Origin of the sequence: Rossellomorea oryzaecorticis, from assembly GCF_038405515.1 — a bacterium.
Classification (GTDB): domain Bacteria; phylum Bacillota; class Bacilli; order Bacillales; family Bacillaceae_B; genus Rossellomorea; species Rossellomorea oryzaecorticis_A.
Genome location: NZ_JBBYAF010000005.1, coordinates 108,997 through 134,764, shown reverse-complemented (window position 1 = coordinate 134,764; position 25,768 = coordinate 108,997). Strand labels below are relative to the sequence as shown.

Annotated in this window: 27 protein-coding genes; 8 read left to right on the top strand and 19 right to left on the bottom strand. The window is 39.6% G+C overall.

All coding sequences use genetic code 11. The annotated features are described in order from the left end of the window. Positions 1 to 64: 64 nt before the first annotated feature. Together AAEO50_RS04335 and AAEO50_RS04330 are read right to left on the bottom strand one after the other, a co-directional pair. A complete protein-coding gene (locus tag AAEO50_RS04335) occupies positions 65 to 1,306 on the bottom strand; it encodes an aminopeptidase (protein ID WP_341980815.1) in 1,242 nt (413 codons plus the stop codon). A gap of 1 nt (position 1,307) precedes the next feature. Next, entirely contained in the window at positions 1,308 to 1,787 is a 480-nt protein-coding gene (locus tag AAEO50_RS04330) for an HIT family protein (RefSeq protein ID WP_341980813.1), read from the bottom strand. Positions 1,788 to 2,047: 260 nt separating this feature from the next. Between AAEO50_RS04330 and AAEO50_RS04325 the strand changes: the two genes are divergently transcribed. Continuing rightward, positions 2,048 to 2,551, top strand: a complete 504-nt coding sequence (locus tag AAEO50_RS04325; RefSeq protein WP_341980811.1) for a GNAT family N-acetyltransferase — start codon at positions 2,048 to 2,050, stop codon at positions 2,549 to 2,551. A gap of 56 nt (positions 2,552 to 2,607) precedes the next feature. Here the strand turns inward: AAEO50_RS04325 and AAEO50_RS04320 are convergent, their stop codons facing one another. Next, positions 2,608 to 3,150 (bottom strand): GNAT family protein, encoded by a 543-nt coding sequence (locus AAEO50_RS04320; protein ID WP_341980809.1) that lies wholly within the window; start codon positions 3,148 to 3,150, stop codon positions 2,608 to 2,610. Between the two features lie 138 nt (positions 3,151 to 3,288). Here AAEO50_RS04320 and AAEO50_RS04315 point away from each other — a divergent pair, with 138 nt between their 5' ends. Continuing rightward, positions 3,289 to 3,681 (top strand): hypothetical protein, encoded by a 393-nt coding sequence (locus tag AAEO50_RS04315; protein ID WP_341980807.1) that lies wholly within the window; start codon positions 3,289 to 3,291, stop codon positions 3,679 to 3,681. Between the two features lie 37 nt (positions 3,682 to 3,718). Here the strand turns inward: AAEO50_RS04315 and AAEO50_RS04310 are convergent, their stop codons facing one another. The 3 genes from AAEO50_RS04310 to AAEO50_RS04300 form a co-directional block, all read right to left on the bottom strand. Continuing rightward, positions 3,719 to 4,732: a S66 peptidase family protein gene (locus AAEO50_RS04310; RefSeq protein WP_341980805.1), complete on the bottom strand. Its 1,014-nt coding sequence runs from the start codon at positions 4,730 to 4,732 to the stop codon at positions 3,719 to 3,721. Between the two features lie 88 nt (positions 4,733 to 4,820). Beyond that, complete coding sequence (locus AAEO50_RS04305) at positions 4,821 to 5,846, bottom strand: hypothetical protein (protein WP_341980804.1); 1,026 nt, start codon at positions 5,844 to 5,846, stop codon at positions 4,821 to 4,823. Beyond that, complete coding sequence (locus AAEO50_RS04300) at positions 5,843 to 6,712, bottom strand: ABC transporter permease subunit (RefSeq protein ID WP_341980802.1); 870 nt, start codon at positions 6,710 to 6,712, stop codon at positions 5,843 to 5,845. The genes AAEO50_RS04305 and AAEO50_RS04300 overlap by 4 nt, the downstream gene beginning before the upstream one ends. Positions 6,713 to 6,886: 174 nt before the next feature. On the opposite strand from AAEO50_RS04300, the gene AAEO50_RS04295 reads away from it, so the two are divergent. Beyond that, positions 6,887 to 8,194 (top strand): D-alanyl-D-alanine carboxypeptidase family protein, encoded by a 1,308-nt coding sequence (locus AAEO50_RS04295; RefSeq protein WP_341980800.1) that lies wholly within the window; start codon positions 6,887 to 6,889, stop codon positions 8,192 to 8,194. Between the two features lie 171 nt (positions 8,195 to 8,365). Further along, positions 8,366 to 8,761, top strand: a complete 396-nt coding sequence (locus AAEO50_RS04290; RefSeq protein WP_341980798.1) for an SET domain-containing protein — start codon at positions 8,366 to 8,368, stop codon at positions 8,759 to 8,761. Positions 8,762 to 8,834: 73 nt separating this feature from the next. Here AAEO50_RS04290 and AAEO50_RS04285 read toward each other — a convergent pair whose 3' ends face one another. The 6 genes from AAEO50_RS04285 to AAEO50_RS04260 all read right to left on the bottom strand — a co-directional run bounded on the left by AAEO50_RS04285 (position 8,835) and on the right by AAEO50_RS04260 (position 15,589). Continuing rightward, a complete protein-coding gene (locus tag AAEO50_RS04285) occupies positions 8,835 to 9,740 on the bottom strand; it encodes a hypothetical protein (protein ID WP_341980796.1) in 906 nt (301 codons plus the stop codon). A 34-nt stretch (positions 9,741 to 9,774) separates the two neighbouring features. Next, positions 9,775 to 10,629 (bottom strand): EcsC family protein, encoded by an 855-nt coding sequence (locus AAEO50_RS04280; protein WP_341980794.1) that lies wholly within the window; start codon positions 10,627 to 10,629, stop codon positions 9,775 to 9,777. Positions 10,630 to 10,734: 105 nt separating this feature from the next. Beyond that, positions 10,735 to 12,018, bottom strand: a complete 1,284-nt coding sequence (locus tag AAEO50_RS04275) for a hemolysin family protein (protein WP_341980792.1) — start codon at positions 12,016 to 12,018, stop codon at positions 10,735 to 10,737. 289 nt (positions 12,019 to 12,307) lie between these two features. Then, positions 12,308 to 12,679: a DUF4830 domain-containing protein gene (locus AAEO50_RS04270; protein ID WP_341980790.1), complete on the bottom strand. Its 372-nt coding sequence runs from the start codon at positions 12,677 to 12,679 to the stop codon at positions 12,308 to 12,310. 194 nt (positions 12,680 to 12,873) lie between these two features. Beyond that, positions 12,874 to 13,032: a hypothetical protein gene (locus tag AAEO50_RS04265; RefSeq protein ID WP_341980788.1), complete on the bottom strand. Its 159-nt coding sequence runs from the start codon at positions 13,030 to 13,032 to the stop codon at positions 12,874 to 12,876. A 433-nt stretch (positions 13,033 to 13,465) separates the two neighbouring features. Further along, the gene (locus AAEO50_RS04260) at positions 13,466 to 15,589 is read right to left on the bottom strand and encodes a penicillin-binding protein 2 (RefSeq protein WP_341980872.1); all 2,124 of its coding nucleotides are present in this window, start codon (positions 15,587 to 15,589) and stop codon (positions 13,466 to 13,468) included. A 453-nt stretch (positions 15,590 to 16,042) separates the two neighbouring features. Between AAEO50_RS04260 and AAEO50_RS04255 the strand changes: the two genes are divergently transcribed. Further along, positions 16,043 to 16,429, top strand: a complete 387-nt coding sequence (locus tag AAEO50_RS04255; RefSeq protein WP_341980786.1) for a sporulation protein — start codon at positions 16,043 to 16,045, stop codon at positions 16,427 to 16,429. Between the two features lie 51 nt (positions 16,430 to 16,480). Here AAEO50_RS04255 and AAEO50_RS04250 read toward each other — a convergent pair whose 3' ends face one another. Both AAEO50_RS04250 and AAEO50_RS04245 read right to left on the bottom strand, forming a co-directional pair. Next, positions 16,481 to 17,182: a class I SAM-dependent methyltransferase gene (locus AAEO50_RS04250; RefSeq protein ID WP_341980784.1), complete on the bottom strand. Its 702-nt coding sequence runs from the start codon at positions 17,180 to 17,182 to the stop codon at positions 16,481 to 16,483. 482 nt (positions 17,183 to 17,664) lie between these two features. Continuing rightward, positions 17,665 to 18,396: a nucleotidyltransferase domain-containing protein gene (locus tag AAEO50_RS04245; protein ID WP_341980782.1), complete on the bottom strand. Its 732-nt coding sequence runs from the start codon at positions 18,394 to 18,396 to the stop codon at positions 17,665 to 17,667. 159 nt (positions 18,397 to 18,555) lie between these two features. Between AAEO50_RS04245 and AAEO50_RS04240 the strand changes: the two genes are divergently transcribed. Further along, positions 18,556 to 19,035 carry a hypothetical protein gene (locus tag AAEO50_RS04240; protein WP_341980779.1) on the top strand — a complete coding sequence of 160 codons (480 nt, stop codon included), beginning with the start codon at positions 18,556 to 18,558 and terminating at the stop codon, positions 19,033 to 19,035. Between the two features lie 44 nt (positions 19,036 to 19,079). Here the strand turns inward: AAEO50_RS04240 and AAEO50_RS04235 are convergent, their stop codons facing one another. Further along, positions 19,080 to 19,802: an HAD family hydrolase gene (locus AAEO50_RS04235; protein ID WP_341980777.1), complete on the bottom strand. Its 723-nt coding sequence runs from the start codon at positions 19,800 to 19,802 to the stop codon at positions 19,080 to 19,082. A 224-nt stretch (positions 19,803 to 20,026) separates the two neighbouring features. On the opposite strand from AAEO50_RS04235, the gene AAEO50_RS04230 reads away from it, so the two are divergent. Next, positions 20,027 to 21,262 (top strand): hypothetical protein, encoded by a 1,236-nt coding sequence (locus AAEO50_RS04230; RefSeq protein ID WP_341980775.1) that lies wholly within the window; start codon positions 20,027 to 20,029, stop codon positions 21,260 to 21,262. A gap of 99 nt (positions 21,263 to 21,361) precedes the next feature. Here AAEO50_RS04230 and AAEO50_RS04225 read toward each other — a convergent pair whose 3' ends face one another. Beyond that, on the bottom strand, positions 21,362 to 22,126 hold the full coding sequence (locus tag AAEO50_RS04225; protein WP_341980774.1) for an SAM-dependent methyltransferase: 765 nt from the start codon (positions 22,124 to 22,126) through the stop codon (positions 21,362 to 21,364). A gap of 192 nt (positions 22,127 to 22,318) precedes the next feature. Between AAEO50_RS04225 and safA the strand changes: the two genes are divergently transcribed. After that, on the top strand, positions 22,319 to 22,948 hold the full coding sequence (gene safA, locus AAEO50_RS04220; protein WP_341980772.1) for a SafA/ExsA family spore coat assembly protein: 630 nt from the start codon (positions 22,319 to 22,321) through the stop codon (positions 22,946 to 22,948). A gap of 68 nt (positions 22,949 to 23,016) precedes the next feature. Here safA and AAEO50_RS04215 read toward each other — a convergent pair whose 3' ends face one another. From AAEO50_RS04215 to AAEO50_RS04205, 3 genes are all read right to left on the bottom strand, one after another. Continuing rightward, entirely contained in the window at positions 23,017 to 23,985 is a 969-nt protein-coding gene (locus AAEO50_RS04215; RefSeq protein WP_341980869.1) for an STAS domain-containing protein, read from the bottom strand. Between the two features lie 256 nt (positions 23,986 to 24,241). Continuing rightward, the gene (locus AAEO50_RS04210; protein ID WP_341980770.1) at positions 24,242 to 24,886 is read right to left on the bottom strand and encodes an SDR family oxidoreductase; all 645 of its coding nucleotides are present in this window, start codon (positions 24,884 to 24,886) and stop codon (positions 24,242 to 24,244) included. Between the two features lie 138 nt (positions 24,887 to 25,024). Further along, positions 25,025 to 25,684 (bottom strand): O-methyltransferase, encoded by a 660-nt coding sequence (locus tag AAEO50_RS04205; protein WP_425383145.1) that lies wholly within the window; start codon positions 25,682 to 25,684, stop codon positions 25,025 to 25,027. Between the last annotated feature and the right edge of the window lie 84 nt (positions 25,685 to 25,768).

The following is a 25,768-nucleotide window of genomic DNA, read 5'->3' as shown; positions in this document are numbered from 1 at the left end:
ATCCCCGCTGTTCTCTTTTTGGACTTTATTAAACGCTGCGTACTTGATTCTATTTATACAGATATTAAAACGCCCAATTACCGTTTCTGAATATCGCGACCTTGCTGCCGTCATGACGGATTCCATCTATGTTCATATGATCTGAACCAATCATGAAATCTTCATGGACGATACTTTCATTCAACCCTTTTTCTTCCTTCTCTTCGTCCGAAAGGATATTCCCATCCTTTATACATGTAGGGTAGGCGGAACCGATCGCTAAATGATTAGATGCATTTTCATCAAATAATGTATTGAAGAAGAGGATACCCGTATCAGATATCGGTGAATGATGCGGTACGAGCGCTACTTCTCCCAAATAAGAGGCTCCTTCATCCGTTTCAATCAGCTTCTTCAGTATATCCAAACCTTCTATGGCATCCATTTCAACAATTTTTCCTTTTTCAAAAGTCAGTGTGAAGCCTTCTATCACATTCCCATTGTACGCGAGTGGTTTTGTGCTCTTCACAGTACCGTTGACCCCTGTTCTCACAGGAAAGGTATAGACTTCTTCTGTGGGCATATTGGCGATAAAATCAATTCCGGCAGGAGTTTTACTGGCTCCTGTAAGCCAAAGGTGGTCTTCGTGCAGTTCAATGGTAAGGTCTGTTCCGTCAGCTGTGTAGTGAAGTCCTGTTAATTTCATCTCATTAAGCTGGTTGGCTTTCCCCTTTAGAGTGTCAATATGGCTGCGCCATTCCGTAACAGGGTCTTTGCTGCCGATTCGGACAGCTGTGAAAATCCGGTCCCATAAAGATTCCATCTGCTGTTCCTGCTGCAAGTGTGGAAAAACTTTGTTTGCCCATTTCTTTGAAGGCATCGCGATGATAGACCAGCTGATTGAATCATTGTCAATCGCTTCAAAGAATCGATCAAGAGCAAGCCCTTTAGCTTTTTCAAAATCTTGAATGCGTTCAGGATCGATGCCTTTCAATAGGTCGGGATCATGTGCTTCCACCTGCAGGAATGCCCCTTTCCGGTCGACTACCCATTCATGTGCATCGGATAGCCAAATGGGGAATTGCTGAAATGTTTCTTCCGGGGCAAGTTCATAATGTGTCCGAATAATCTCTTCATCCTCCCATTGGACGTGAACGCTTTTAGCTCCAGCCATATAAGCGTGTCTTACAATTTTCCTGACAAGTTCTTCTGTTCCAAGCGGAGCAGCCACCCATAAGTCCTGGTCGGGTTGTACATTCACGGCCACTTTAACCGCAAGTTCAGCGTATTGATCGAGTTTATGTTGAAAATCTTTATGTATGGTCATCTTAGTACTCCTTTGCAGTTAAGCTTTCGATATACGATTTCATTTTCTCTGTGGTGACTTCAAAAGGTTCATCAGGTTCCTGCAATGCTTCACCTTCTTGATAAAAGTCAGCAAAATTCTGTCCTATGTATCTAGGTACCACATGCATGTGGTAATGAGTCAATTCACTGAATACTCCCCCGTTCTGGCAAATTGTAATACCGTCGGGCTTATATAATGCATTGAGGGTCTTAGATAGAATTTGTGAAGCCCTCATTACAGAGATACTCATCTCTTCAGTGAATTCCACTCCTTCTTCTATATGCTGTTTCGGAAGGATGATTACATGGCCGGTATTGTACGGGTCATGGTCCAGAATGCAGCTGAGATCCTCAGTTTCGTAGATTAGATAGACTTTTTCCTTGTTATTGGCAAGACGGCAGCCAAGGCAATGATCAATGCTCAGTTTATTTCCCTCCTTTATGTTTAGAGGATTAAACAAGTTTTAGTCGAATGTATATCATTCAGAAACTAATATGGTTCTATTAGGCTCTTTTCGCATACTTTGTTGCCTTACACACAAGAAAATACCGGAAATTAGGTATTTTCGAACGTACATCCATAACCTATTTAAGCTTGAGTGAGAAAAGAGCACGTGAACGCACTTCATTCAACCTCCTAGACAATGGACGTAAAACAACAATCTTTAAGAAAACAGCCTTCTATTATCATAACACTTTATAGAAAGAAGGGTAGTAAATAATGGAAGTAATACGCTTGGATAGGTCGCACGCAGAGGATTATCTTCACCTGAGGCTGGAAGCACTTCAAACAAATCCGGAAGCTTTTGGAGCGAGCTATGAAGAAACCATATCCAGAAAGAATCCGGTTGAGCATACAGCAGCAAGACTTGATCAGCGGGAAAATTATACATATGGAGCGTTTGTGGAGGATAAGTTGGCCGGAATGCTGATTTTAGTTCCTGAAACCGCTGAAAAAATGAAACATAAGGCGTCCATATTTGGTATGTACGTAACTCCTGATCTCAGAGGGAAGGGGATTGCCAGGTCGCTCATGGAGAAATCAATCCTTCAGGCCAGGGAGAACAAAGAACTGGAACAAATAAACTTGACCGTAGTAACGTCAAATGATTCCGCCAAAAAATTATATACTTCTTTGGGATTCACTTCATACGGTTTGGAAAAAAGGGCACTTAAATATAAGGGTGAATACTTAGACGAAGAATATATGGTCTTATTTTTATAAGCACCAAAAAACAGCGAAGAAAAGCAACCTTTCTTCGCTATTTTTTTCACCGATGATTAATCATCCGGGTTGATGATGGCATAATGCTGATGATCCTCCCATTTGCCATTGATTTTTACATTTTTCAGGAAGATTCCTTCTTTATGAAAGCCAGCTTTCTCCAAAACCCTCATCGATGCAATGTTATGAAGCATGACTCCCGCTTCTACTCTATGGAGCCTCAATTCTTTAAAAGCATATTCTACAGCCAAACTAACAGCTTGTGTTGTATAGCCTTTCCCATTGTGTTTCTTCGAAAGAGAATAACCGATATAGCAGCACTGAAGCGGTCCTCTTATTACGTCTGAAAGAGAAATATTTCCAATTAATTCATTAGAATCGTTTAGGAATACACCGAACGCATAATACTCATCATTCTCCATTCTTCGTTTTGTTCGATTCACTCTTTCACTCTGAGCTTTAATGGTGAAAAAATCATCTTTCAGTAACGGAGAGAAGTCTCTAAAAAATTCTCTGTTTTCCAATTCAAATGTGAGCATGGATTCAACGTCATCCAGCGTATATGGTCTGATATATATGTTTTTTCCTTTTTTATTCACTTGTTCATTCTCCTTTTGTCAATCTAGTTTCACACTCCTATTATTCTAGAAAAAAAGTAGGATTCCTTTATGAAAATGGAATTCGTTGGCAGGGGTTTAAAGGGTTTTGATATAATACAAGAGTCTGGGGGAATTACTATGAAAAAAATTAAACAAAACCGGTTCATCTTTTACTTGTTTGCATTTACAGCCATTATCAATTTTCTAGTGTATATTCTTGATCCTGCATCGATTAGATATTTGTTTATCAGTTTGATCTTTTTTATGAATGCATGTCTCTATTTTATTAACAGCAGAACATCAGAAAGCTCATATTGGAAAAGATGGAGTAGAATCAGGGAAAAAGGCAGGTGGTATTTTTCTGCAGGGTATGGAATGCTGATCGTGGGAGTCTTATTCAGTATCGTCCTGTCTGTGTTAATCGGGGACGATTATATGTGGATCATACTCTTCTCATTAAGTGGAGGCCTGGTCTGGGGACACTTAATGTGGTTGATTAACGAAAGAGGATTTAAATCTTTATCTTGCTGATTGTATACAGTAAAAAAACGCTCAAATCGAGCGTTTTTTATTTAAAGTACTGCTTGACGGTACCCTTTCCTTCTTCAACTTCCACTTCGGCGTATGCTCCGTTGATGAGTGTCATCTGAGGGGGCTTATGCCCGCAATCAATATCATAGATAACCGGAATCCGAAGCTCTTCGGATAACTCTTTATAGACTGCTTCGGCGCCATACCCGTTGACAGCAGTATCCGCAGCACTTCTGCCAAACATGATCCCGGAACACTGTTCAAACCAGCCTGCGAGTTTCATTTGGATGAGGGAGCGGCGCAGTCCGGTGGTGGTTAGTTCACAGTTTTCAAAATACCATAGAATCGGTTCGTTCCCCAAGTATGTCTCCTGGAAGGCAGTCACATCTCCAAAAGCTGTGCCTGGCAAGTGATGGATGATATCGATGCATCCTCCGAGCAACCGGCCATGAATCTTTTCGCTCTTATTCGATATCGTTTTCCATTCTGTGTCCTCCGTTAAGTGAAATACACACGGAGTTGCCTGCTCGTGATTCCATTTTTCCTGATATTTTTCCGAGGATGTTTGAGTAATAATTTCCCCTTGCTTTGCAGTCAATACTTTCTCCCACATCGCAGTGGTATTATCCCAATACTCCCCTCTGAGATCAATGAAGTTTGTCCCGTGGGCAGTGGCGATACCTGTGGTCAGAGTAATTGATAATAAGAGGGCACTGGTATCCGAATAACCTAATACCCATTTACAATTCATTTTATCAAAATCAATGAACTCTAGAATTTCCAGCAATAACTCGCCTCCCCACGGCGGTATGATCATTTCTATGGAATCATCATTCATCATCTTCATAAACTCTGCCGCTCTGACCTCAGCACTCGCGGCCCTTACTTTCTCTTGGGTCCACGCAGTATCTCCAAATGATACATTATACCCCCGCTCAGTAAGTCTGAGCGCAGATTGATTCAGTAAGTGATGAAGCTCGGAAGGCACGCCTGAAGATGGAGCGGTGACGCCAATTTTTGCATTTCTATTTATAGATGGATATGTGATCATATGTACTTTCCCTCCAAATCGTTTTTAGAATTTTAACAGATTGACAGATTTGAAACAAGAAGGAATTTCCAGTTTTTATACATCTTTTTCAAGCATCCCCTGATCTATTAATAAGATGGAACGGATCAGCTCTTTTGGAAGTCTCCAGGTTTTCAGCTATCACTTCCCGCCTATGTTGATTTCTTTCAATTTTATGAGGAGAGGTATCCATTAACCCTTCGATGCATTTAGCAATACCGTTAAGTAATAGAATTGTAACCGCGAAACAAAGCATAGGTGCCATGAAAATCCACCACGAAAGGCCTAACTCTTTATAGTTCGTGCCCATCAAACCGGACCATTCCTGAATGAACGGTTTTGGTGGATCGCAGAATGGCTCATAACATACATCGGTCCCACCGAAATAAAGGGTGAAGAAGCCTAAATGAGCGATGACGAGCAATATTTGTATGACTATCTTCGGATAAATCACAAACAACCGCATTTTCAAATGAGGCATCGCGTGTTTGAAAAGAATAAAGAATGAACTCCCGCCAAGTACCCTTGCTGAGGTAATGAACTCTTCGCCAAGTAATTGTTCCGTTTCGTTTGAAATGAGAATGGCAGTTGTCGGCGTAACGATAATGGCAAGCACCATTATCTCAATGATGATTCTCTCTGTAAGTGATGTCGTGAAGCCTTGGACCGGCTCCCAAATAACTGGATAGAGAATGTTATAAGCGATAATGGACTGAGGAATAAAGTAGAAGGATGTAAAAAATTTATGTGATAATGCTTTGACCTTCAACTTAGTAAATCCTCCGAATACGCCTATACCAAAAGCAAGTACAAAACTTAGTAGAGAAACGACGATAGCGGCGCCAAGAGTAAATTGAGCACCTTCAAGCAATTTATCCCCAATATGAAATCCTTCTCTGTCGGTTCCAAAAGGAATTTGAAGTGAAGGTGGAAATGGTGCACCCCCGAGGATTTTTCCATTATCATCATATATAAGTACTGTTTGCTGTATAGTTTCATCCGCATCAAGATTAAATAGGAGGCTTGCCAGCAATAACAGCAGTATCGAACTTGATAATATTATGATTCCTGCCCAGTAAAATGTCCGCTTAGTCATATACTCATCTCCTTCCCTGTCTTCCTGCTGATGACAAGCTGTAAAACTTTCATCACTATATACAAAGGAAGAAACAGAAGAATGGAAGCCATAGCGAATATGGACGGCTTATTATAAGTGAATAAGAAAGAAGTCAGGCCAAATACATTAAAAAGGTATTCCAATATCAATAGATTTGAAATCATCATCCACATAATCTGCTTTCCATGATAGGTAAGGCTGATAAGTACGTTTCTCATCATATGGATAAACAAAATTGTGAAGTGAGTAAGTCCCTTGCTACTCGCCAGCTCTACATATGGCTTCCCTTTTTCTTCACGAAGAAATTGAATCATATTTGTGAAAAAGAAAAACGCAGGCAGCACACTTAATGTAATCGCAGGCAAAAGAATGACCTGATTCTCACCAACGGATGCAAGGTCAATAAGAAGGATACCTGTTTGCTTGAAAAACCACACAACCGTCAATTGAGCAAGTACAATAATAAAAATATCGGGTAATGAACCAACAAAAAAAGATAAGGATTTTATTCCTTTTTTAAAAACCTTGTTAAAAGAAAAATAAAAGATTAACAGGATAATAGAAACGGCCAATGCAAGAACTATTGATAAAAAAAAGATACGGATGCTGCTCCAGAATGCCAGCAAAAGGATCGGAAACAACTTTCTCTCTATGTCAGATATAGGATTCGCATAAATAAGTTCATGAGGGGAAAGCAGTTCTGAAAACACTTCTCCTAATTGCTTGATATAAGACATAATGGAAAAGGTTTGATTCTCAAAAAGTGCAGAAGCAGCACTTATGAAAATGATGCCCGCTATGATTAATAAGATTTCTCCGACCATATTCATGAATGTTTTTGCCATGTTAACTCTCCCCCTTCTTCATCACGGTCTTCTATCCTTTTTAAATAATGGTAACATTTTACTGTTATTTAGCAATATTTTTTTACAATTATGTGACTTGGAGAATCTTTTCTATGTTTTCATTTTTCTATGTTAAAATAATTTAGTTGTGTAAATTCACCTGGAGGTACTGGTTTGAAAAAAGTCAAATTAAAACAGAATCTATCTATAGCAATAATTTCATTTATGGCGGTCTCATCCTTTGGAGCTACAGTCCAAGGAGAGTCAAAAACAAAAATAAATGCTGATGCTGCTATATTAGTGAATGCAGATACAGGAAAAATTGTAGACAAATATAATGAAGACCAACTGCTCGGCATTGCTTCCATGACAAAAATGATGACAGAATATCTTGTACTTGAAGCAATTGACAAAGGAAGAATTAAATGGAGTGATACGTACTCGGTGAGTGATAAAGTATATCAGCTTGCAAATGCGCCGGGATTGAGCAATGTCCCTCTCCATGCAGACGAAGCGTACACCGTAAAAGAATTGTATGAGGCGATGGTCATCAAATCGGGTAACGGTGCTGCCATTGCACTAGCCGAAGTAGTTGCCGGCAGTGAAGGAGAGTTTGTGAAGCGTATGAATGCCAAGGCCAATGAGCTGGGCATGGAACATTATCAGTTCGTCAATTCAAGCGGATTAAGCAACTACGATATGCTGGGGATGCACCCGGAAGGAACAGATGCAAATGGTGAAAACATGGTGTCTGCAGAAGACATGGCCACCCTCGCTTATCATTTAATCAAAGATTATCCCGAAGTCTTAAAAACATCTGGTACGAACTATAAGTACTTTAGAAAAGGCACCGATGAAGAATATTTGATGAAGAACACGAATGCGATGCTTGAAGACCCGGCTCACTCATATAAAGGAGCGGACGGGCTTAAAACAGGAACCACCCCATTTGCAGGATCCACTTTTACGGGTACAGCAGAAAGAGATGGCGTGAGATACATCAGTGTCATTCTGGATGCAAAAGATCAGTACGGCCAACCGAGCAGTGCCGAACGGTTTATCCAGACAAGAAAACTCCTGAATTACGGGTTCAATCAATTTGAAAGTGCTCAATTCACGTTGGATGACGCCGTTAAGAAAAAGACTGTACCGGTAAAAGATGGGAACGAGTTTGAAGTGGAGATGGCGCTGGACAAGTCAATAGAAGCTCGAATGCGAAAAGAAGACATTGACGATGCAAAACTGAAATTGAATCTCGATAAAAGTAAGTTGAACGAAAAGGGAGAACTGCTTGCTCCAATCGAAAAAGGTGAAAAAATCGGTGAGCTCATTCTCGTGAGTAAAGAAAAGGAAGAGTATATTTTAGACCACCTTAAGCAAGAAACGAAGGTTGAAGTATATGCAGCTGCTTCTGTGGAGAAAGCAAACTGGTTTGTTAGAAGTGCTAGAAACATTGGAGAATTTTTTGTAAGTTTATTTTAAGGAAGTGCTCGCTATTCAATTTAATAGAATGAAGGGTTTTCTTAAAACACTGAAATTCACAGGAGAATGTTCATGGCTTCCCCCAAGTTGCCTTTCTGATAAAAATAGTTGCTTTCTTTTGTGATTAGTGACAAGCTTACTAGGTCAATACTTTAAGAAGAAGGTGAAAAAATGATTGAAGTGAAACTATCCTCACTGAGTGACGGTGACTTGAATAGAGGCATTTTTGCAAAGAGGGACATCGCCAAAGGTGAGCTCGTACATGAAGCTCCGGTAATTCCATACCCGAATGAAGAACATGAACATATCGAAAAAACATTCCTAGCCGATTATGTGTTCGAATATGGGATCAATCATACGGCTCTGCTTCTGGGCTATGGTATGCTGTTCAACCACTCGTATAGTCCAAATACGATTTATGAGATAAATTTCGATAATCACACATTTGATTTTTACGCTTATAAAGATATCAAAGCTGGAGAAGAACTACTCATCAATTATAATGGTGAAGTAGATAATGATGATCCGCTTTGGTTTAACAAAGACGACCAGGCAGAAGAAGAATAAATAATTTAACCAATTAACGCGTCGAGGGACGGGCCTTTAGTAAGCTAAAGGCCCGTCCCTCGCTTTTGTTGCATCACTGATGTTTTCTATATGGAATGAAATAAATACCTGGAAGTTCCCAGCTTTTTATGATGTCAGCCAATTTAAGAACCTGCCATGGGTTGAACATGGTTTGACCCTGTTTATTGAAAGCCAGTTCGTTGTTCAACACAAAACAGGAATGAGTGATTTGATCTACATCGTTAAACCATATCAGTACATCTCCTTCTTCGATTCTTTCATTTTCGAACGGCTCATAGTTCGCTTCTTTGATGACCCCCATAAATTCTTCCTCTTTCATCCATTTATAAAAAAATGCCTCGTTTCGGGTGAGAGCTGCTGCAACAGCAGCCAGACAATTAGGACCATTGGATTTAGGAAATTCATCGATTTTCTCCAAAATGTGCGGATATTTCATTTTAATGCTCGTTTGATTATCCTTCTTTACCTTATCCCAATGTGCGGCTTCATTCACCCACAGAGCTCCGTAGTTTACTAGAAATCTATGACGCTCCAATACGGTAAAGGTTTCCCAGACTGGACGATGCAGCAAGACGATTTCTTTATTGTCATCAATCGAAACGCCAGGTAGTGAATCTCTTGATACCCCTGCAAGTTCAATAAGTTCTTCCAGTTCAAACACCAGCCCTCTTCCCGCCGTCCATTGCTGCCTGATGATTTCAGATTGCAAGGATACAGCCAGATTCGAGAATGCCAATTGACTCATTCTTGCGTAGTACTCTGTTTCATTGCTTAATGCCCAGGTTGCGTATGACGTCCGGATGTCCAATGGCATTGAAGAACGGTCTAATGATTGCAGAGGATTCATTTCAACCCCCGAAATCATCTTTACGAAAAAAAACCATTCTAAGTCCGGAATCAGCCGTTTCCCCCATGCAGTTAAGGTTCCTGTATTTAAACGGTAACCGTTAATATTCATTTAACCCTGCTCCCTATACTTAAGTATCAGCGATTTAGTTACTTGTGCTGTCTATTCCATCTTCTTTATGCTGAGTAACCTCCTTTTCCTCCAGTTTTTCAAGAATGCGGCGCTTTCTGTAAAGCATGCGCCCCGCCTCCCCTATGTCATGCATCATTGATTTGTTAATGAATGAGCCGAAAAGAATTCCTGCAATCGGAATCATTTGAAAAAGCTTTTTCCATCCGAAATTATCACGGAAACTGACCATGACTTCTCTCCACCCTTGAAGCTGAGAAAGCGTCTGATCTTTTTTTTCAGGAGAGGAATTATTAAATTCTGACAGTTCCTGAAGGATCGTCTGCTTGCCGACGATATCGGAAGAAACGAATTGAAGACATTTGATGATAAAGATTCTCTCACGTTGTTCATTCGGATCATAGCCGTAACTTAAGGCAATTTCCTGTAAAGTCTTCAAAGAGATACCTAAAATGAACGGGATGTCGATGCTTAGTGTAAGAAATCCTCCAATTCCTGTAGTCGCACCTTGTGTCATGGCTACTTTCTTCCGGGTTTGAACAATCGCTTCACTGATTTCATCCATAGCTGACAGTGGTAATTCTCTTAAAGAATTAATTTCAATACCGTCACTGCCAGTATATTTTTTCACTCTTTTCAATACTTCATTTTCACTTGTAAGATAGCTTCCGCCCTTTTGAATGAAGCTACCGATATCATCAAGAGCTTGTCCCAATTTTTTATGTACCATCTTTGGAGTGACCCGATCAAGTATCATAAACGGCACCTTTCCAATCTTCTCCCAAAACCATAATCCCTTTTGTTCATTCTCCCATTTTGTCACTACTTCCAATTCTTGAAGCAAATATTGCTTTGTTTCTTGATGATTCATATTTGCAGCAGCTCCTAACTATTTATTAAAAAATAACAGGCAGTTGACTGCCTGTTATCTAATCATTATTATTTTCTCACAATGAATGACATCTTAAACGCATCTTCATTTAGAATATGATTGCAATACGTCTTCAGAAACCTGATCCATAATGTCCACTTTGATTGTCCTGACTCTGCGGTTATCCACTTCATCCACCGTTATTTTCAAGTGTTCGTACTCGAAGCTTTCACCTTCAGTTGGAATGTCCTCGAAGCTTTCCACTACCCAGCCTCCAAGCGTATGATAGGAACTTTCAGGCTCGGGGACATTTAATAATTCAGTGAAATCGTCTAGCTGGTATTGAGAATCAAATTTATACATTTTTTCATTGATTTTTGTCATCGAATGAATTTTTTCGTCCTGCTCATCCCAAATTTCACCGACTATTTCTTCAAGGATATCTTCCAGTGTGATAAGTCCGGTAGTTCCGCCGAATTCATCCACGACGATCGCCATATGAACTTTGTCTTTTTGTAATTTTGTAAGCAATGAAGAAATCTTCGCGGATTCAAAAACGAACATCGGTTCCCGAATCAGTTCACGGATATTTACTTCACCGAACTTCAGTAAATGAGTGAAGAACTCTTTCTCCGACAGGATACCGATAATATTATCGATATGATCTTCATAAACAGGGATACGGGAGAATCTTTCTTCAAAGAACATTTCTTTTATTTCCTCACTTGATTGATTCACTTCTACTGCTTTCACATCGATTCGAGGCGTTAATGCCTCTGATGCGATAATATCATCAAAATCCATTGAGCGGTGAATTAATTCTCTTTCCTCTTTATCAATTACGCCCTCTTCTTCACTAATATCAAGCATTGCCTTTAATTCTTCTTCAGTAACGGAAGGCATTCCATCATTTTTAGAGAACAGCTTAGATACAAATTCCTTTAACTTAAGGAATAGGTAGTTAATCGGTGTCAGGAGCTTGATCAAGATAAAAAGAACTCCGGCTATCGACAATGCCCAACTTTCTGCATTTTCTTTAGCTAATGATTTAGGCAGAATCTCACCAAATATAAGGATGACGATGGTCATGACGAATGTACTGATGACCAATCCGGCGTTTCCTCCGACCAATTTAGCTGCGATGCTGGCAGAAATACTTGCAGCAGCAATGTTTACGATGTTATTCCCGATGAGTATGGTGGAAAGGGCGTTATCAAAGTTTTCGGCTATATAGACAGCTTTTTTGCTCCCCCTTACTCCGTCACCTTCAAAGTTCTTTAACCTGATCTTATTCACACTCGAATAAGCAGTTTCTGCCGATGAGAAAAAGGCAGAAAGAAAAATTAATACACCCAATGATACTAATGAAAACAGTGGTATATCGTCCAAAAAAACGTCACTCTCCTAAAGATGTTTATCTATATCGACTGTTTGAACATCAAACAGTAAAACCACCAGAATTGAAAAATGCCAAAACCGCTTGGGTCTTTGGCTGAGAAAAAAATCCTCTCAGTAAGTATACACTTTTTTATGAAAATCGTATAGTATCTACAAAGGGTTAGTTCAATCTAAATATATGTAAAGATGTAAGCCTGGTATGTATTATAATTTGAATCTTGCTAGTTTCATACAAAAGAGCAGTACCATGAAGAATACCGCTCCTTACTTCATGGTACTGCTACTTCTTTTGATCAAGGGAAACGACCCCGGTTTCTGCATTTTCCACCACACCTACAGAACCGATAATCTCACCATTAAGTTCGTAAATCGCAGCCTGCAACTCGTGTTCTCCTTTATATTTTTCCTTTATATCATAATGAGTGACCGTAATTTCCTTACCTTCATAAAGGCTGATGTCAAATCCTGCTTTTCTCATGTTCATGGCATTCATAGGCTCAACGTCTTTGACTAATAATGTATCCTGGGAATCCTGAGCCTGTATACTCCACCCGTTATCTTCTAAAAGCTCCTCATGCCCATCAGGAATATCTTTTCCGCACGCTGTAAGTAGAACACTCGTAAAAATGATGAGGAAAATAGGGAACCTCATTTCATCACTCCTTGTTTTCAAAGTGAATATCGATCTTATGTAAAATGATAAATGCAAACATACTGTTTTCCACCTTTACTTACTCATACCCATTTTTTGAAAATCATAACATCATTTCACAAATGATGGGAGTAATCATTTGTAGCGAACTAAAAAAAGATGCATGGTGTATTACTCTCATGCATCCCGACAAATTATTGACCACCGCCAAACCAGCTGCTCGCTTTGATTCTTTCTTCCTCTTGAATTTGGCGCTCATTGGCGGTCGGATCTTGAAATCCTCTGGTTCTTCGTTTTAACATCGCACTTATCACACCGAAAAATATGGCTATTCCAATGATTAACCATAGCATGTAAACCCCTCCTTTGAGTGAGTATCTTTCGGAAATTGAGTCTTCTATAGTATATACGGAACATATGGTGAAAAGTTTCAACATTCAATAAACTTAACCTTAAAAAGAGGCTGGGACAAAACTTATAAACCCAATCAAAAGACGAATAATTTCTGTGCAGGCTCTTAATACCGCTAATGATTTCCGTGCAAGACTTCGCTTTCCGCGGGTAGCCCTTGAGCCTCCTCGTTGCGTTCGGTCCTGCGGGGTCTCACATAAGCTACTATTCCCGCAGGAGTCTTCGTCTTGCACTCCAATCAACCGCTGGAACAAGCTGGAAACTAAACCTGCACTTGAAAATCCATTAAAAAACCAGAACTAATTTAAATTCTAGAATTCAATTAGTTCTGGTTTTATTAAGACTAAAACACTTTTGTTCCAGCCTCGTTTGTTTTTATTCTGCTGTTTCCTCTGTCTCTAGTTCTGCTTGACCTTCAGCCTCATCCATTGTTCGAACTTCACCATCCACGGAGGTTTCAAACAGACCTTCTTTTTCGGCTTGTTTCTTTAATTCGAAGTATTTGTCCATGATTCTTTTGGCTATCGTTTTATTGACACCGGGATCGATATCCTGATGTGACCAGGGTACCACTACAGAATAAGCTATTTCAGGATTATCATATGGGGCATAGCCTATTAATGTAGTATTATAAGTGTCTTTTCCATTATATACTGATTCAGCAGTCCCGGATTTGGCTGCTGCATTATAAGGAGCATTACTAAATTGAACCCGCGCTGTACCTCTTGACCCGTGTGCTACTTGGTAGAATCCGCTTTGAACCTGTTGCAGTTCTCTTTCTGAAACATTTATTCTATTCAGTACCTTAGGCTTATTCTCGTAAACGATTGGTCCGATTTTGTTTTTCTCATGAAAAGGTTCCCGTATTTCTTTCATGATATGAGGTTCTATACGATAACCACCATTTGCAATAGCCGAGACATACTGTGCCAACTGCATTGGTGTATATAAATCATATTGTCCGATTGCTAAATCGAGAAGTAAACCAGGTTTTTTTTCAGAACCCTTAAGACCGTATGTTTCACCCGGTAAATCAATACCTGTGTTGACTCCCAATCCAAATTGACTAAAATGGTTTCTCATAATGTCAAATGCTTCTATATCAATATCAACATACTCTTGATGATGTGAGGTAGATCCATTTCCAATTTTGAGTGCGGTTTTAAACATATAAACATTTGAAGATATTTCAAGGGCCTGAATGTCCGATAAATACTTACTTCCTTGCGTAGCATTAAACCAAGAGCTTTTTTTCTCTTTAGCTAAGTACATTGGTGCATCATATAAAACATCTCCGATATTCAATTTTCCTGTCATATAACCGGTCAATACCGTGGCACCTTTTACTGCTGAACCAGCCTCATAAGCAGAAGTATAAGTCCCCAATGCATAATCCTGCAACTCTGTTTGACCCTCAACATTTTCACCGTATTTCTTTCCGACCATCGACATAATTTCACCAGTATGAGGGTCCATCATCACTACAAATGCACGATCGAGATATGGGGATTCCCAATATTTCGAAGCTTGTTTACCCAACTCCTCCTCAACAATCTTCTCAACTTCCTTCTGCAGCTTCATGTCAATGGTCAGCACAACATCTTTACCGCTGTGCCCCTCATTTATTAGCTGCTCTTCAAGGACGCTTCCTTTTTTTGTGATATATTGAATCTCCTCTTTCTGCCCTTTTAGTACATCTTCATATTGGGATTCTATGTAGCTTGTGCCTACACGATCATTAAGAGCGTATCCTTTGGAAGTATAAGAATTTACCAGTTCACTTGGCAGTCCCTGATCGGATGTGGATACTTTTCCGAGGATGGATCGAAGGGTATCATCACCCACGTATCTTCTTTCCCAATCTGTCGTGACATTGACGCCGGGGAGCTTGGCAAGATGCTCATTAACTCTTGCCATCTCTTCTGTTGACACGCCTTCATTCTTAACAATCTGCGGAGACAAAGCATAGCCTGTATTAAACTCCCTGAAAATCGCAAGCACTTCAAGTTCCTCTTCGTTAAACGAGTTAATGTTTTCTTCAGTAATACGGTCTAGCTGCATTTGATAGATCTTTTTATTTACATCATCTTTTGTTAGATCTTCGTTATCTTCCAGTTTTTCAATCTCACTTTTTGAAACAAGTTTATCTGCTTCATCCGGATGAGTGAGCAGCCAGAAATCCTGTTTGTCACGGTCAGTGACTTTGTCCGGCTCCATTTTAATCAGCTGCGCCAGTTTCCTTGCGACTTTTAACATATCATCAGGCTTTGTTGATTGTGTCCTCGTATAGGTAATCGCGTTTAAAGGGACATTATCAACGATGATATTACGGTAACGATCATAAATTTTCCCTCTGGGGGGACTGCCGTTAGTTGCTTTGACATTCTCTGTACGCTGAACTTCTTTTAAATAGTTATTCCCGTGAACAATCTGAACGATTCCGAGTCTCAGAATCAGTAATGTGAATAAGAGAAACACAGCAAAAAACAGTATGTTCATTCTGAACGGCAGCGTATTTTTCTTTTTCTTATTTTGTTTTTTCCCCTTCAATACTAAAACTCCCCTATCCTATTAATAGTAGGCTGTTTTCTAAAAAAGCGCGAAAAGCCTAATGGTAAAGTAAATACCTTCCATTATTGTACAGAATAAACTGTTGTTTTTCTACCTTGTTTTTCCATTAATGGATGTATTTATAATTAGTTGTAAGGATAAGTAAATAAGTTGTTATTGGATTATATGTAGATTTTTTTTAAGAAAGTAGCAGATAACGCCAAGAAAATATATATTTATAAAAGAATTTTCACTCCCTGCAAAATTTGTCGACAAAGGGGTCTAGACAGTACTCTCCCTTTCTCTTACAATAGGGTTTGAATTTGAATTGAATCTAAAAATGAAACCAAAACTCTCCATGCAGAATTGGTAACTAGATGATTGAGAGGTTGATTTGCTGTTATGTTTACTAAACTGATGTGCAGATTCGGTATTGGATCTACAAAAATTGATTTGATTTTAAGCAAAAAAGATTACCGCCCTGGAGAAGTCATTCAAGGCGAATACGAAATTATTGGAGGAAGGGTCGAGCAGAAGCTGAAACGTATAGAAACTGAGCTACTGCAGTATGATCACAGCAGCGAACGATCATCTGTCCTTCATCACAATACCATTTTGAGCTCATCGACTATGAAGGCAAATGAACTTAAAAAAATCCGTTTTTCTTGCAGACTGGCTGATTCATACCCGCCAAGCAGTGAATCAATCTCTTATAAGCTCGTCACACGTCTCGTTTTTGATGAGGGCATTAACAGGGTCGACCATGACGATTTTCGTATAATAGCTTAATACAAGCAATAGAAAAAAACGTTCAGGTAATTGAACGTTTTTTTGTGTCTGCTATTTCTTGAATAATGCTGCCATCAGTTCAGATAACCCAAACATCTGCTGAGATTCGTCCATGTCCTTCATTTTCCTGATTTCAACTGAGTGAAGATCAGAGAAAATACGCTCTAATTGAGTCTTATTGTACCCCAGGCCTCCATGAAGAGACCTAGACCTGTACACTTCCCAATCAGAAACGACTGCACCTCCCAGTTTGCCTCCCCGTACGAAAGTAGTGAGTGCAAAGTAACCACCAGGCTTCAAGGCCTTGTTAATTAATTGAGTATAGCTCAACCTTCTGTGAGGTGCGATATGATGGAAACATCCCGAATCATAGACTAGATCATAACTGCCGTATTCAATTTCCATTTTGAATATATTATTATGTATGAAGTTTATCGAAACACCGCTCTCTCCTGCCCGTTCTTCTGCCCATTGAAGAGATGTCTCTGAGACATCAACCGCATCCACCTCCCATCCATTCCTGGCAAGGTAAATGGCATTTCTTCCAGGACCGCAGCCTAATTCCAGCACTCTTCCCGGGGTGACTAATCCTTTGTCAAGATAGGATACTAAATTTTCATCAGGCAGATTTTTAAAAAAAGGAATTTTCTTTTCTCGATCACGATAAAACTCGGTCCAAAAATCATCTGGTTCTCTTAAAAACGAGTCAAGCATTGAATATAATTCCTCTTCATTGTAAATTGTTTCTTTCATAAGATTCCCCCTTAGATGGTATGATTCAATTTTATCGATAATACTCCAAATTTTGGTTACCACGATTTTACAATGTTGTTAATTATGTCTTTTTATGAGAGGACTATGGTCGGGAAAACACACACGAGAATACGTTTTACATTACTATGTAGAAGCCGAAAGTCTAATTTCATTGGGAAGTTCTTGTGAAGAACTGCGTCGTCTGTAATTGATTGTGAGAGCATTCAGAATGCACAAACTTCTTTTGTCTCCTCTGTTTAGTTACAATTATTTCATTTTTGTTACAAAGAGGGATGTGAAAAAACCACTCAGAAAAAATGAGTGGTTTCTCCTATGTATTCAATCTCATTCGTTTTTAATGAACAGGTATATCGAATGGCCCCAAAATCTTATTCTAAATAACCCACTGCAAGCACACTGACAATACATCCTAATAGGACAAATATTGTGGCCAAAGTATTCACCTCACGTTCTTGTTATTATTACTCATTACATCCGTGTTTCTTTCCTATTGAAAATCCATGAAACAAACGGCCTCCATAGGGCTGTAACACCGCATCCACCAGTGATATGACACTTTGCTTATCTCCTGTTTTATAATAATAGTCGAAGTTGTCAACGAATGTATCAGCAAATTCCCTATCATATTCCTTAAGGGCACGCACGATCCACTTGGATGAACCTACCCACCTCCGATTGGTTCTTAAAACGAATTCATGCAAAGCTTCAGCAAGACTTCCCGCAATGAAAATGCTTTCACCATGATTCGTGCTCCCGATGAAATCATCAAGCAGGTCGGTTAGAAAATATCTTTTCTGCATGAGGGTTGATGTATTCCATTCTTTAGGTCCGGCACTCAATAACTCCCGAGCTGTTTCCTTGAGATCCCTGCATGATCCATTATCTTTGATGATGATTCCTTCAGCCACCATTCTTGGCAGAGAGGGCCGTGCTCTTTCACAATCGCTCTTAAAGTAATACATAAGAGTTTCCGTATTATGAACAAAAACTTCAATCGGCCACTCGTAAACCACCAGCGATTCGCGGTATGCGTTATTTACATTGCAATCAATGACTACAATATCCAAGTCGGATGTCTCCGTGGCTTCACCTCTAACAACACTTCCCCCTAATAGGACGATTCCGCTCGCTGAAAAGTTTTCTTTTGCAAACATTTTTGCAGCTATTAATGGTTCTAATCTACTATTCTCCATTTGTCTGGACTCCTTTTGGTTTTTACAGATATTTACTATATTAGCTCATCTGTTAATGAAATAGTTATAATTTTTCATTTGCTATTTTGAGCAGATATACTCGTTTGGTTTTCCTTCAAATGGGAACAATGGATGTAAACAACTAAAGGAGGTCTGAAAGTGAAATACAGAATTCTTTTCAGCTTTATTTTAATTGGCGGCATGTTCCTGGGAGGCTGCGGAGGAAACGATAATGCCCAAGAAGTGAAGGAAGTTACCCCGGAAGAAGAAGCTCAGCCGGCTACTGGTGATGGAAAAACAAAGAATGATTCCCCGGATGATGGAGAAAAACAGGATCTCTCCAAAGGTATCGAGGAAACAAAAAGCTCAGTGGAAGAATTAACGATGACATTGACAAATGCACCTGATGATGCAAAGAAAATCAATGAACAGGGAACGATGATAGAAGAAAAATGGGACAAAATCGAAAAGCAGATAGAAGAAAAATACCCTGATGATTATGAAGACATCGAGAAAAGTCTGTATCCTTTGATTGCAGAAGCCAAAAAGGAAACACCAGATCCTGAAAAGCTAAAGACCCTATCGGAAGAAACAAAGAATAAATTGAATCAATTTCATGAAAAGATTAATAAGCAGTAAATAGCTAGAGCTGCGGCAGGGAAATTCATCCACTGCTGCGGCTTTTATATTTTTATTCGTAATCGTTCCACAATAGCAAAAATACTTTTAACAGTGTAAGTAGGTATAGTATCGGTAGGAGGTTTCAGGTCAAAATGGTTTACCCATATTGTGTCCATTCCAATCGAACTTGCGCCGCAAATATCAGTATAGTAATTATCACCTACGAAAAGAGTCTCTTCAGGATTTATTTTGAATTTTTCTAACACATGGTAAAAAATTTGAGGTTCTGGCTTACTGTACCCTGTTTCTTCTGAAACGATGATATACTCGTCCCCGAACACGTCATTTAATCCTAGGCGCTGTACTTTTTTATATGCATTAAAACTCGTACCATTCGTTACGATTCCCATCTTGAAAATACCTTTTAGTCGCTTTAAAAGCTTTTGTATTTGTGGATCGGGAACGATATTCTTTAAGTAGTTCCCATGATAAAATTCATTGATGCTTTCTGTTTCTTCAAGGCTGATATTTATATAAAGCTGATTGAGGGTGCTTATTAATCTTTTCAATGTTAATTCTTGAAAAGTAATTCTTTTACATTGAAACTCTTTCCAAAGTTGTTGATTATTTTTCGCGAAAGTTTTAAAAAATACTTCTTCATCAAGATGATTCAGACAGTCGTGAAATTTCACTGTATCTGTCACAGCTTTCTTATAGCAATAAGAATGATTAAATAATGTATCATCTAAGTCGAACAATAGAACTTTATACTTTTCGTGCAACATAAACTCTCCCCTTAATAAAACCCAATATCACTACTCCATTGGTATTACCCTTCTCATCACCGCTAGCAATAGCGTTCAACTTTACTCTGTTTAAATCCAAATGGATAATAAAGACCTCTACCTTCCTGAAAAACATAAACAAAAGCGTAATTCCCAGCCTTTTCAATATTTCCACTCTTAAAATATGGTCAATTGAGCAAGCTAAACGTGAGGCGGTGATCTAGTTGAAACGAATTATTCTCATATTAATGCTTGCTTTTGTTTTATTCCCCCAAGTTAACGTCAGTGCTGAATCATCATTGAAAGCGGTTTTCCTCAGGGGGCAAAACGTATGGACTTTAATAGATGGAACAGAACAGCGAATGACGAACTCTGGGAAAGTTACCGAACCCCCGCAATGGTCCCATGATGGTCAATGGATCCTTTATCAAGAAGAAGCACCTTCTGAATTTGAACAAGGCACACAAAATGAACTTTGGGTATACAACGTTAGTTCGGGTGTAAGAAAGAAAATCTTCTATGACGGTTATGCACCCTCATGGGCCCCAAATAAAATTGAGGTATCCTTTCTGCAGCGTGGTACTTTGAACATTTCTGATCTGAATCATTTTTATAACATTGCAGGTGGGGTGGATGGTTACAGCTGGATGCCTGATGGCAGCGGATTTATCTTGTCGTCCCAGGCTAACGTTCTTCCCGATGGATGGACAAACCCGATTCTTTACAACAAGAAATTATCTTATCCCTTAGACAATCTTTCCGAAACCAAAAATATAGAGACTTTGTATACCATCCCAAAGGAAGTCGGAAAGGGAGCACATAAAGTGATGGCAATCGGTGCTTCGCAATTTCGCTATTCACCTAGTCAAAAATGGATTTCATTTGTTGTTTCCCCAACCGCATCCCTTGCGATGGACAGCAACATGCTCAGTGTCATTTCTGCTGATGGTGAAGATTTTACAGCACTTGATGATATCATTCTCGGCGTCGGCGAACCAAAATGGGCCCCGAATGAAGACATTCTTGCCTATATTGCAGGAAGCGGGCGGATTGTTTATGGTTTCACCAATAAAGAACTAAAAGCAAAAGAATTTCCAACTGCAGCATCGTTGACTCCTGATTCTTATGCTGAGCTAGAGTTTACCTGGATCGATGATGAAACCATCGTTTCTTCGAGAGTAAAGGAAAAGGAATGGTCAAATGATTTTAAAGAACACCCTCTCCCAGCTCTTTACTCGATAAAATTGAAATCTGATAAAGGAAAGCCTATTACCAATCCGCCAGTGGGATTTGGTGATTACGATCCGCACTATTTGTCTTCTGCTCAAAAGCTTATATGGTACAGGGCCAGATCATTAACCTCTGACCACCGTGATGCATGGGTTTCCGAGACAGACGGGAGAGAAGCAAAAAAATGGCTTGAAAATGTTGAAGTTATTTCTGTTTATGAGCCGCATTGATTACTAGGGAGAGCAGTTAATCCCCCTGTTCTCCCATTACCATTTTCCACTGTTTTCTTATTTTTATTAAGTACATCAAGATTGTCACAAAAATCCAATTTAACTGTTATTTAATCTTGCAATCAGGATAAATCGGTTTGTCTTCACTTCAAAAAAGCCTTTTGACTGAATTGTTTTATGAATGGCATAAAGGGAATCTTTATACCGGTCGATTGTAAAGTCAGGTACTTGCCAAGGAATGGCTTTCAGGTAGTAAAGGAGTGCACCGATATCATAAAAGCGCTGAAAAGGTTCTTCCTCCTTCCATTCAACTACATCGAAACCTCCCTCCACCAGTTCATTTCGGGCATATTCGAGATTCCAGTGAAGAAACTCCTCGTTGACCGGTGCACCCAATGCTTGATTGATATCAAGACAGTCATTGCCCCCAACCTGCTGAGTGATGAAGGTCCCCTGTGAAGAGAGAATTCTTTTCACTTCTTTTGGTGAATATTCCTCATGCTTATTGATGATGAGATCAAATCTTTCACTAGTAAATGGAAGAAGATTATCCTCTTTTACTTCTTTTACTGTGACTCCGAGAGGTTCCAGGCGTTTTTTTGCGATTGGAAAGTTTGGGGCATAGCCTTCAGTTGCACAAGTAACCGGAGGCAGCGGCTGAAACTTTGCCAGCAGCTCACCTCCCCCTGTTCCCATATCCAACATCGCTTTTGACTGACGAATGTGTGGAGTCACAATGCTGCCGTAGGACCAGCTTAGCATCCCGCTGTCCATGCGCCCTGAATCAGTAATATAGGAAAAATCCCATCCTGAAAAATGTTCTTCAATATCCCTAAGGTAATTTTCAAATAATGTGTCCTTCATTTGTGGTTGATCCCCCTTGAATCTTTACTATTAACAGTATACCTATATCACTCTTGTAATTGATTAATTATTCCTTTATTTTACAAATTAAAACTCTAGTAAATATTACTAGATGGTGATGTTTAGGTAATCATTTTGTTATGGTAACAACTACCTGTTTAAACGTTTTCAAAAATATATTTCAATAGAACTATGAAAACATTAAAATTATTTTTCATCTTATTGTTGTCTGTCACTTTAGTCACTGGTTTAGGGAAAAATCCGGAAGTCTCTGCTGCAGGTACTTACACTGTAAAATATGGGGACACAATGTGGAAGATCGCTGTGAAGCATCAGGTTGGTGTATCAGAATTGATTGGTGCCAATCCGCAATTAAATAACCCCGATCTCATCTACCCTGGACAAAGCATCGCAATACCCGGTGGAGATCAAACAGCTCAAAATTATACATACGAAGTGGTGAAATTAGTGAATGCCGAACGTGCAAAAGCTGGATTCGCACCACTTAAAGAAAACTGGGAACTATCAAGAGTCGCCCGCTATAAGTCCCAAGATATGATCGACAAGAACTATTTCAGTCATACATCTCCGACATACGGCTCGCCATTCCAAATGATGAAAGACTTCGGCATTTCTTATCAAGCTGCCGGAGAAAACATTGCAGCCGGACAAAGAACGCCTGCTGAAGTGGTCGATGCATGGATGAACAGCGAGGGTCACAGAAAAAACATTCTTTCCCCTGCTTATACAGAAATCGGAGTAGGATATGTAAAAGGTGGATCGTACGGACATTATTGGATACAGATGTTCATTAAAAGATAATCTATTAAAAAAACGGGAGGTAATCAAAAGGGTCAAATCACAGTGATTTGACCCTTTTAATCATGCAGTTATACGATTCTGCGTCCTGCCTGGGCAAGGGCAAAATGTATGCCATGTTGCAGCGTCTTGAAACATTCGAATCGAGAAAAATCGATTTTTGTCTGAGCGATATGTGCGCCAAGCCTGGCAGAAATACCAACGAGGATCGTTCTTGTACCAATTAATGAAGCGGCCGAACCGATTTTTTCAATCAGGCTTGTAGTGTGGTCATCAATGTCTTCGTCCAATGCCGTTAAATCAAGTATCAGGTAATTGGCTTTATGGGAAGGCAGATTATTTAATGTTTTGAACACTAGGTCCTCAGATCGTTCTCCATCGTATTTACCAAGGAGCGGCACGACGACTACACCTTCGAGCACAGGTATGATAGGTGAAGATAAAGCTTTTACCAGTTCTTTGAGATCTCTCGTTTTATCTTCCACAAGAGCCTCTAACTGTCTGATTTGCTCGGTTTCTCTGTTACGTGCAAGCTCATGGATGTTGTTATTGACGGTAATTTCCGATTGGAAGTACTCAACCTTTGTGTATTCATGTCCATTCAGCTGATACTGAATCACATTGTACCAAATGTTCGTTTTGAACAGACCTGTGAAGATTCCGGCAAAGTGTGCAGGAAGAAATTTTCCTCCCTCGCTTTTTTCCTGAGCCACGTTAATCTTATGCTCCCAGCTGTCCTTTAGAATGATTGTTGCTGTTTTCGCCTCAACATTCAGTTGATCAGTGGATATTTGTCCCCATCCTGCTGATGCGTATGTATGACCAATCAACTTTGCAGCTTCTTCTGCACGTACATGCTTCAATTTCTCAAAGTATTCTCCAACTACTAGACCCTGTCGATAACCTGTTGTTTCAAGCACTAAATTAGCCGCTTCTTCCCCGGATACCTCTTCAATCGTATCAAAGAACATTCTCATTGCACTAGAAATCCAAAAAAGAACAGCATCCTGCCCTTCATACGAGAATTGTCCCTTGTCCATATTCCATTCAAAATTAATTCCCTCGACCTTGTATACGTTCTTAGTTTGCACGTTTGACCCTCCAGTTTTTAACGTTTCTGCTTAACATGTTAACACAGTTTCATGAAAAAATTCATAATCATTCCTTAACAATGCATCTTATTTCATTTATTATCCAGTAAAAATGTGATTCTGTGATTGGATAGGAGAATGGGCTTCATTTTGGATTAATCCAACGACAAAAGGCGCGATGAGGATTCATCACGCCTGTAGGGCATTAAATTTTTTTAACTGCTTGTTCAATAGGATCGTTTCCAGAAACCAAATCGAACCCTCGATTATACGTGTGTTCTTCTGTTAAAGAAGCGAAGATGGTTTTTGCGACGTCTTCACGCGGTATAGTCCCTCTCGATAGATTTTCCGCCGCAGCCACCTTCCCTGTTCCCCTTTCGTTCAATAATCCGCCCGGTCGGATGATTGTGTAAGTCAGCCCACTTTGCTCCAGTCCCTTATCAGCAAAATGTTTTGCAGTATAATACGGCTTTATTGATTCGTTCCAATTTTCCCTGTGATGGGCTTGCAGTGCGCTAACCATGATGAATCGTTCAATTCTGGACTGGCTTGCTGCTTCCATCGTTTTTACCGCCCCGTCTAAATCGATAAGCAGCGTCTTATCAGAACCTGTGTGTCCGCCTGAACCAGCGGTAAATACTACAGCATCCACCCCATCCAGACCTTTTGCGATTTGATCGACCGTATCTTCCAAGTCGACAAGTGCAGTTTCAATTTTTTCATCTTGAAAAGATTTAGCCTGTTCTTCTTTTCTTACAACTGCTCTGGGAGTATGGTCCTTGCTGTTTTGTAAGAGCTTGATCAAGTGTTTTCCGATTTGTCCATTTGCCCCAACAACTGCTACATTCATTCTTCTCATCTCCTTACCCGATTAAAATGGTATGAATTTATGATGACATGTTTTATAAGAGTTTACAAACTTTCTGATTTTGCAAGCAATAAGAAAGTAAAAAAGGAGCCTTTGCCGGCCCCTTATTCCGTGAGATATTCATTCTTTTACGATACTAATCACAAATCCATCATAACCTTTCGTTCCCACTGTTTGAATGGCTGTAGAATCAATCCGCTCGTTTTCTGAGAGTAAATCTACAAATTCTCTTATCCCTTTAATATTCTCGTCTTCACTGGCAGCATCCGTTACCTTGCCTCCGCGAACCACGTTATCTGTAATGATCACGGTTCCTGGCTTGGAAAGCTCGAATGCCCATTTGATGTAGTGCGGGTTATTCTTTTTATCTGCATCAATAAAGATAAAATCGAATTTTTTGTCCTTTAAGGAAGGAAGTGTATCAAGTGCAGCGCCAACAAGCACCTCGATTTTATTATCAAGTCCTGCAAGTTTAATATTTTTACGGGCCACTTCAGCATGTTTTTCACTATATTCGAGAGTGATCAGGGTACCGTTTTCAGGCAATGCTTTTGCCATCCATATGCTGCTATAGCCTCCAAGAGTACCAATTTCAAGGATGTGCTTTGCACCTTTCATCTTTGCCAAGAGATGAAGCATCTTCCCCTGGTTGGGCGCTACATCAATCGAAGGCAGTTCTGCTTCTTCGTTGGCTTTTATTGCTGCTTCCATCACTTCATCCTGGTTATGCAGTTTGGTAGTGAAATAATGATCGACCTCTTGCCAGCCTTTTTTAGTCATAATTTAGCTCCTTTATGATTAATGAGTTAGTTATTAATGGTTTAAATGGAGGGGTTCATTCTAATGAAGCAGGTGTGCAACGTG

Coding starts and splice junctions, on each gene's coding strand:
- AAEO50_RS04270 (WP_341980790.1), bottom strand. CDS start 12,679: ATGAGGTTCCCTATTTTCCTCATCATTTTTACGAGTGTTCTACTTACA.
- safA (WP_341980772.1), top strand. CDS start 22,319: ATGAAAACATTAAAATTATTTTTCATCTTATTGTTGTCTGTCACTTTA.
- AAEO50_RS04310 (WP_341980805.1), bottom strand. CDS start 4,732: ATGATCACATATCCATCTATAAATAGAAATGCAAAAATTGGCGTCACC.
- AAEO50_RS04315 (WP_341980807.1), top strand. CDS start 3,289: ATGAAAAAAATTAAACAAAACCGGTTCATCTTTTACTTGTTTGCATTT.
- AAEO50_RS04300 (WP_341980802.1), bottom strand. CDS start 6,712: ATGGCAAAAACATTCATGAATATGGTCGGAGAAATCTTATTAATCATA.
- AAEO50_RS04280 (WP_341980794.1), bottom strand. CDS start 10,629: ATGAATCATCAAGAAACAAAGCAATATTTGCTTCAAGAATTGGAAGTA.
- AAEO50_RS04265 (WP_341980788.1), bottom strand. CDS start 13,032: ATGCTATGGTTAATCATTGGAATAGCCATATTTTTCGGTGTGATAAGT.
- AAEO50_RS04245 (WP_341980782.1), bottom strand. CDS start 18,396: ATGGAGAATAGTAGATTAGAACCATTAATAGCTGCAAAAATGTTTGCA.
- AAEO50_RS04215 (WP_341980869.1), bottom strand. CDS start 23,985: ATGGACAAGGGACAATTCTCGTATGAAGGGCAGGATGCTGTTCTTTTT.
- AAEO50_RS04255 (WP_341980786.1), top strand. CDS start 16,043: ATGTTTACTAAACTGATGTGCAGATTCGGTATTGGATCTACAAAAATT.
- AAEO50_RS04305 (WP_341980804.1), bottom strand. CDS start 5,846: ATGACTAAGCGGACATTTTACTGGGCAGGAATCATAATATTATCAAGT.
- AAEO50_RS04335 (WP_341980815.1), bottom strand. CDS start 1,306: ATGACCATACATAAAGATTTTCAACATAAACTCGATCAATACGCTGAA.
- AAEO50_RS04235 (WP_341980777.1), bottom strand. CDS start 19,802: ATGTTGCACGAAAAGTATAAAGTTCTATTGTTCGACTTAGATGATACA.
- AAEO50_RS04290 (WP_341980798.1), top strand. CDS start 8,366: ATGATTGAAGTGAAACTATCCTCACTGAGTGACGGTGACTTGAATAGA.
- AAEO50_RS04205 (WP_425383145.1), bottom strand. CDS start 25,684: ATGACTAAAAAAGGCTGGCAAGAGGTCGATCATTATTTCACTACCAAA.
- AAEO50_RS04225 (WP_341980774.1), bottom strand. CDS start 22,126: ATGAAGGACACATTATTTGAAAATTACCTTAGGGATATTGAAGAACAT.
- AAEO50_RS04260 (WP_341980872.1), bottom strand. CDS start 15,589: ATGAACATACTGTTTTTTGCTGTGTTTCTCTTATTCACATTACTGATT.
- AAEO50_RS04285 (WP_341980796.1), bottom strand. CDS start 9,740: ATGAATATTAACGGTTACCGTTTAAATACAGGAACCTTAACTGCATGG.
- AAEO50_RS04325 (WP_341980811.1), top strand. CDS start 2,048: ATGGAAGTAATACGCTTGGATAGGTCGCACGCAGAGGATTATCTTCAC.
- AAEO50_RS04250 (WP_341980784.1), bottom strand. CDS start 17,182: ATGAAAGAAACAATTTACAATGAAGAGGAATTATATTCAATGCTTGAC.
- AAEO50_RS04210 (WP_341980770.1), bottom strand. CDS start 24,886: ATGAATGTAGCAGTTGTTGGGGCAAATGGACAAATCGGAAAACACTTG.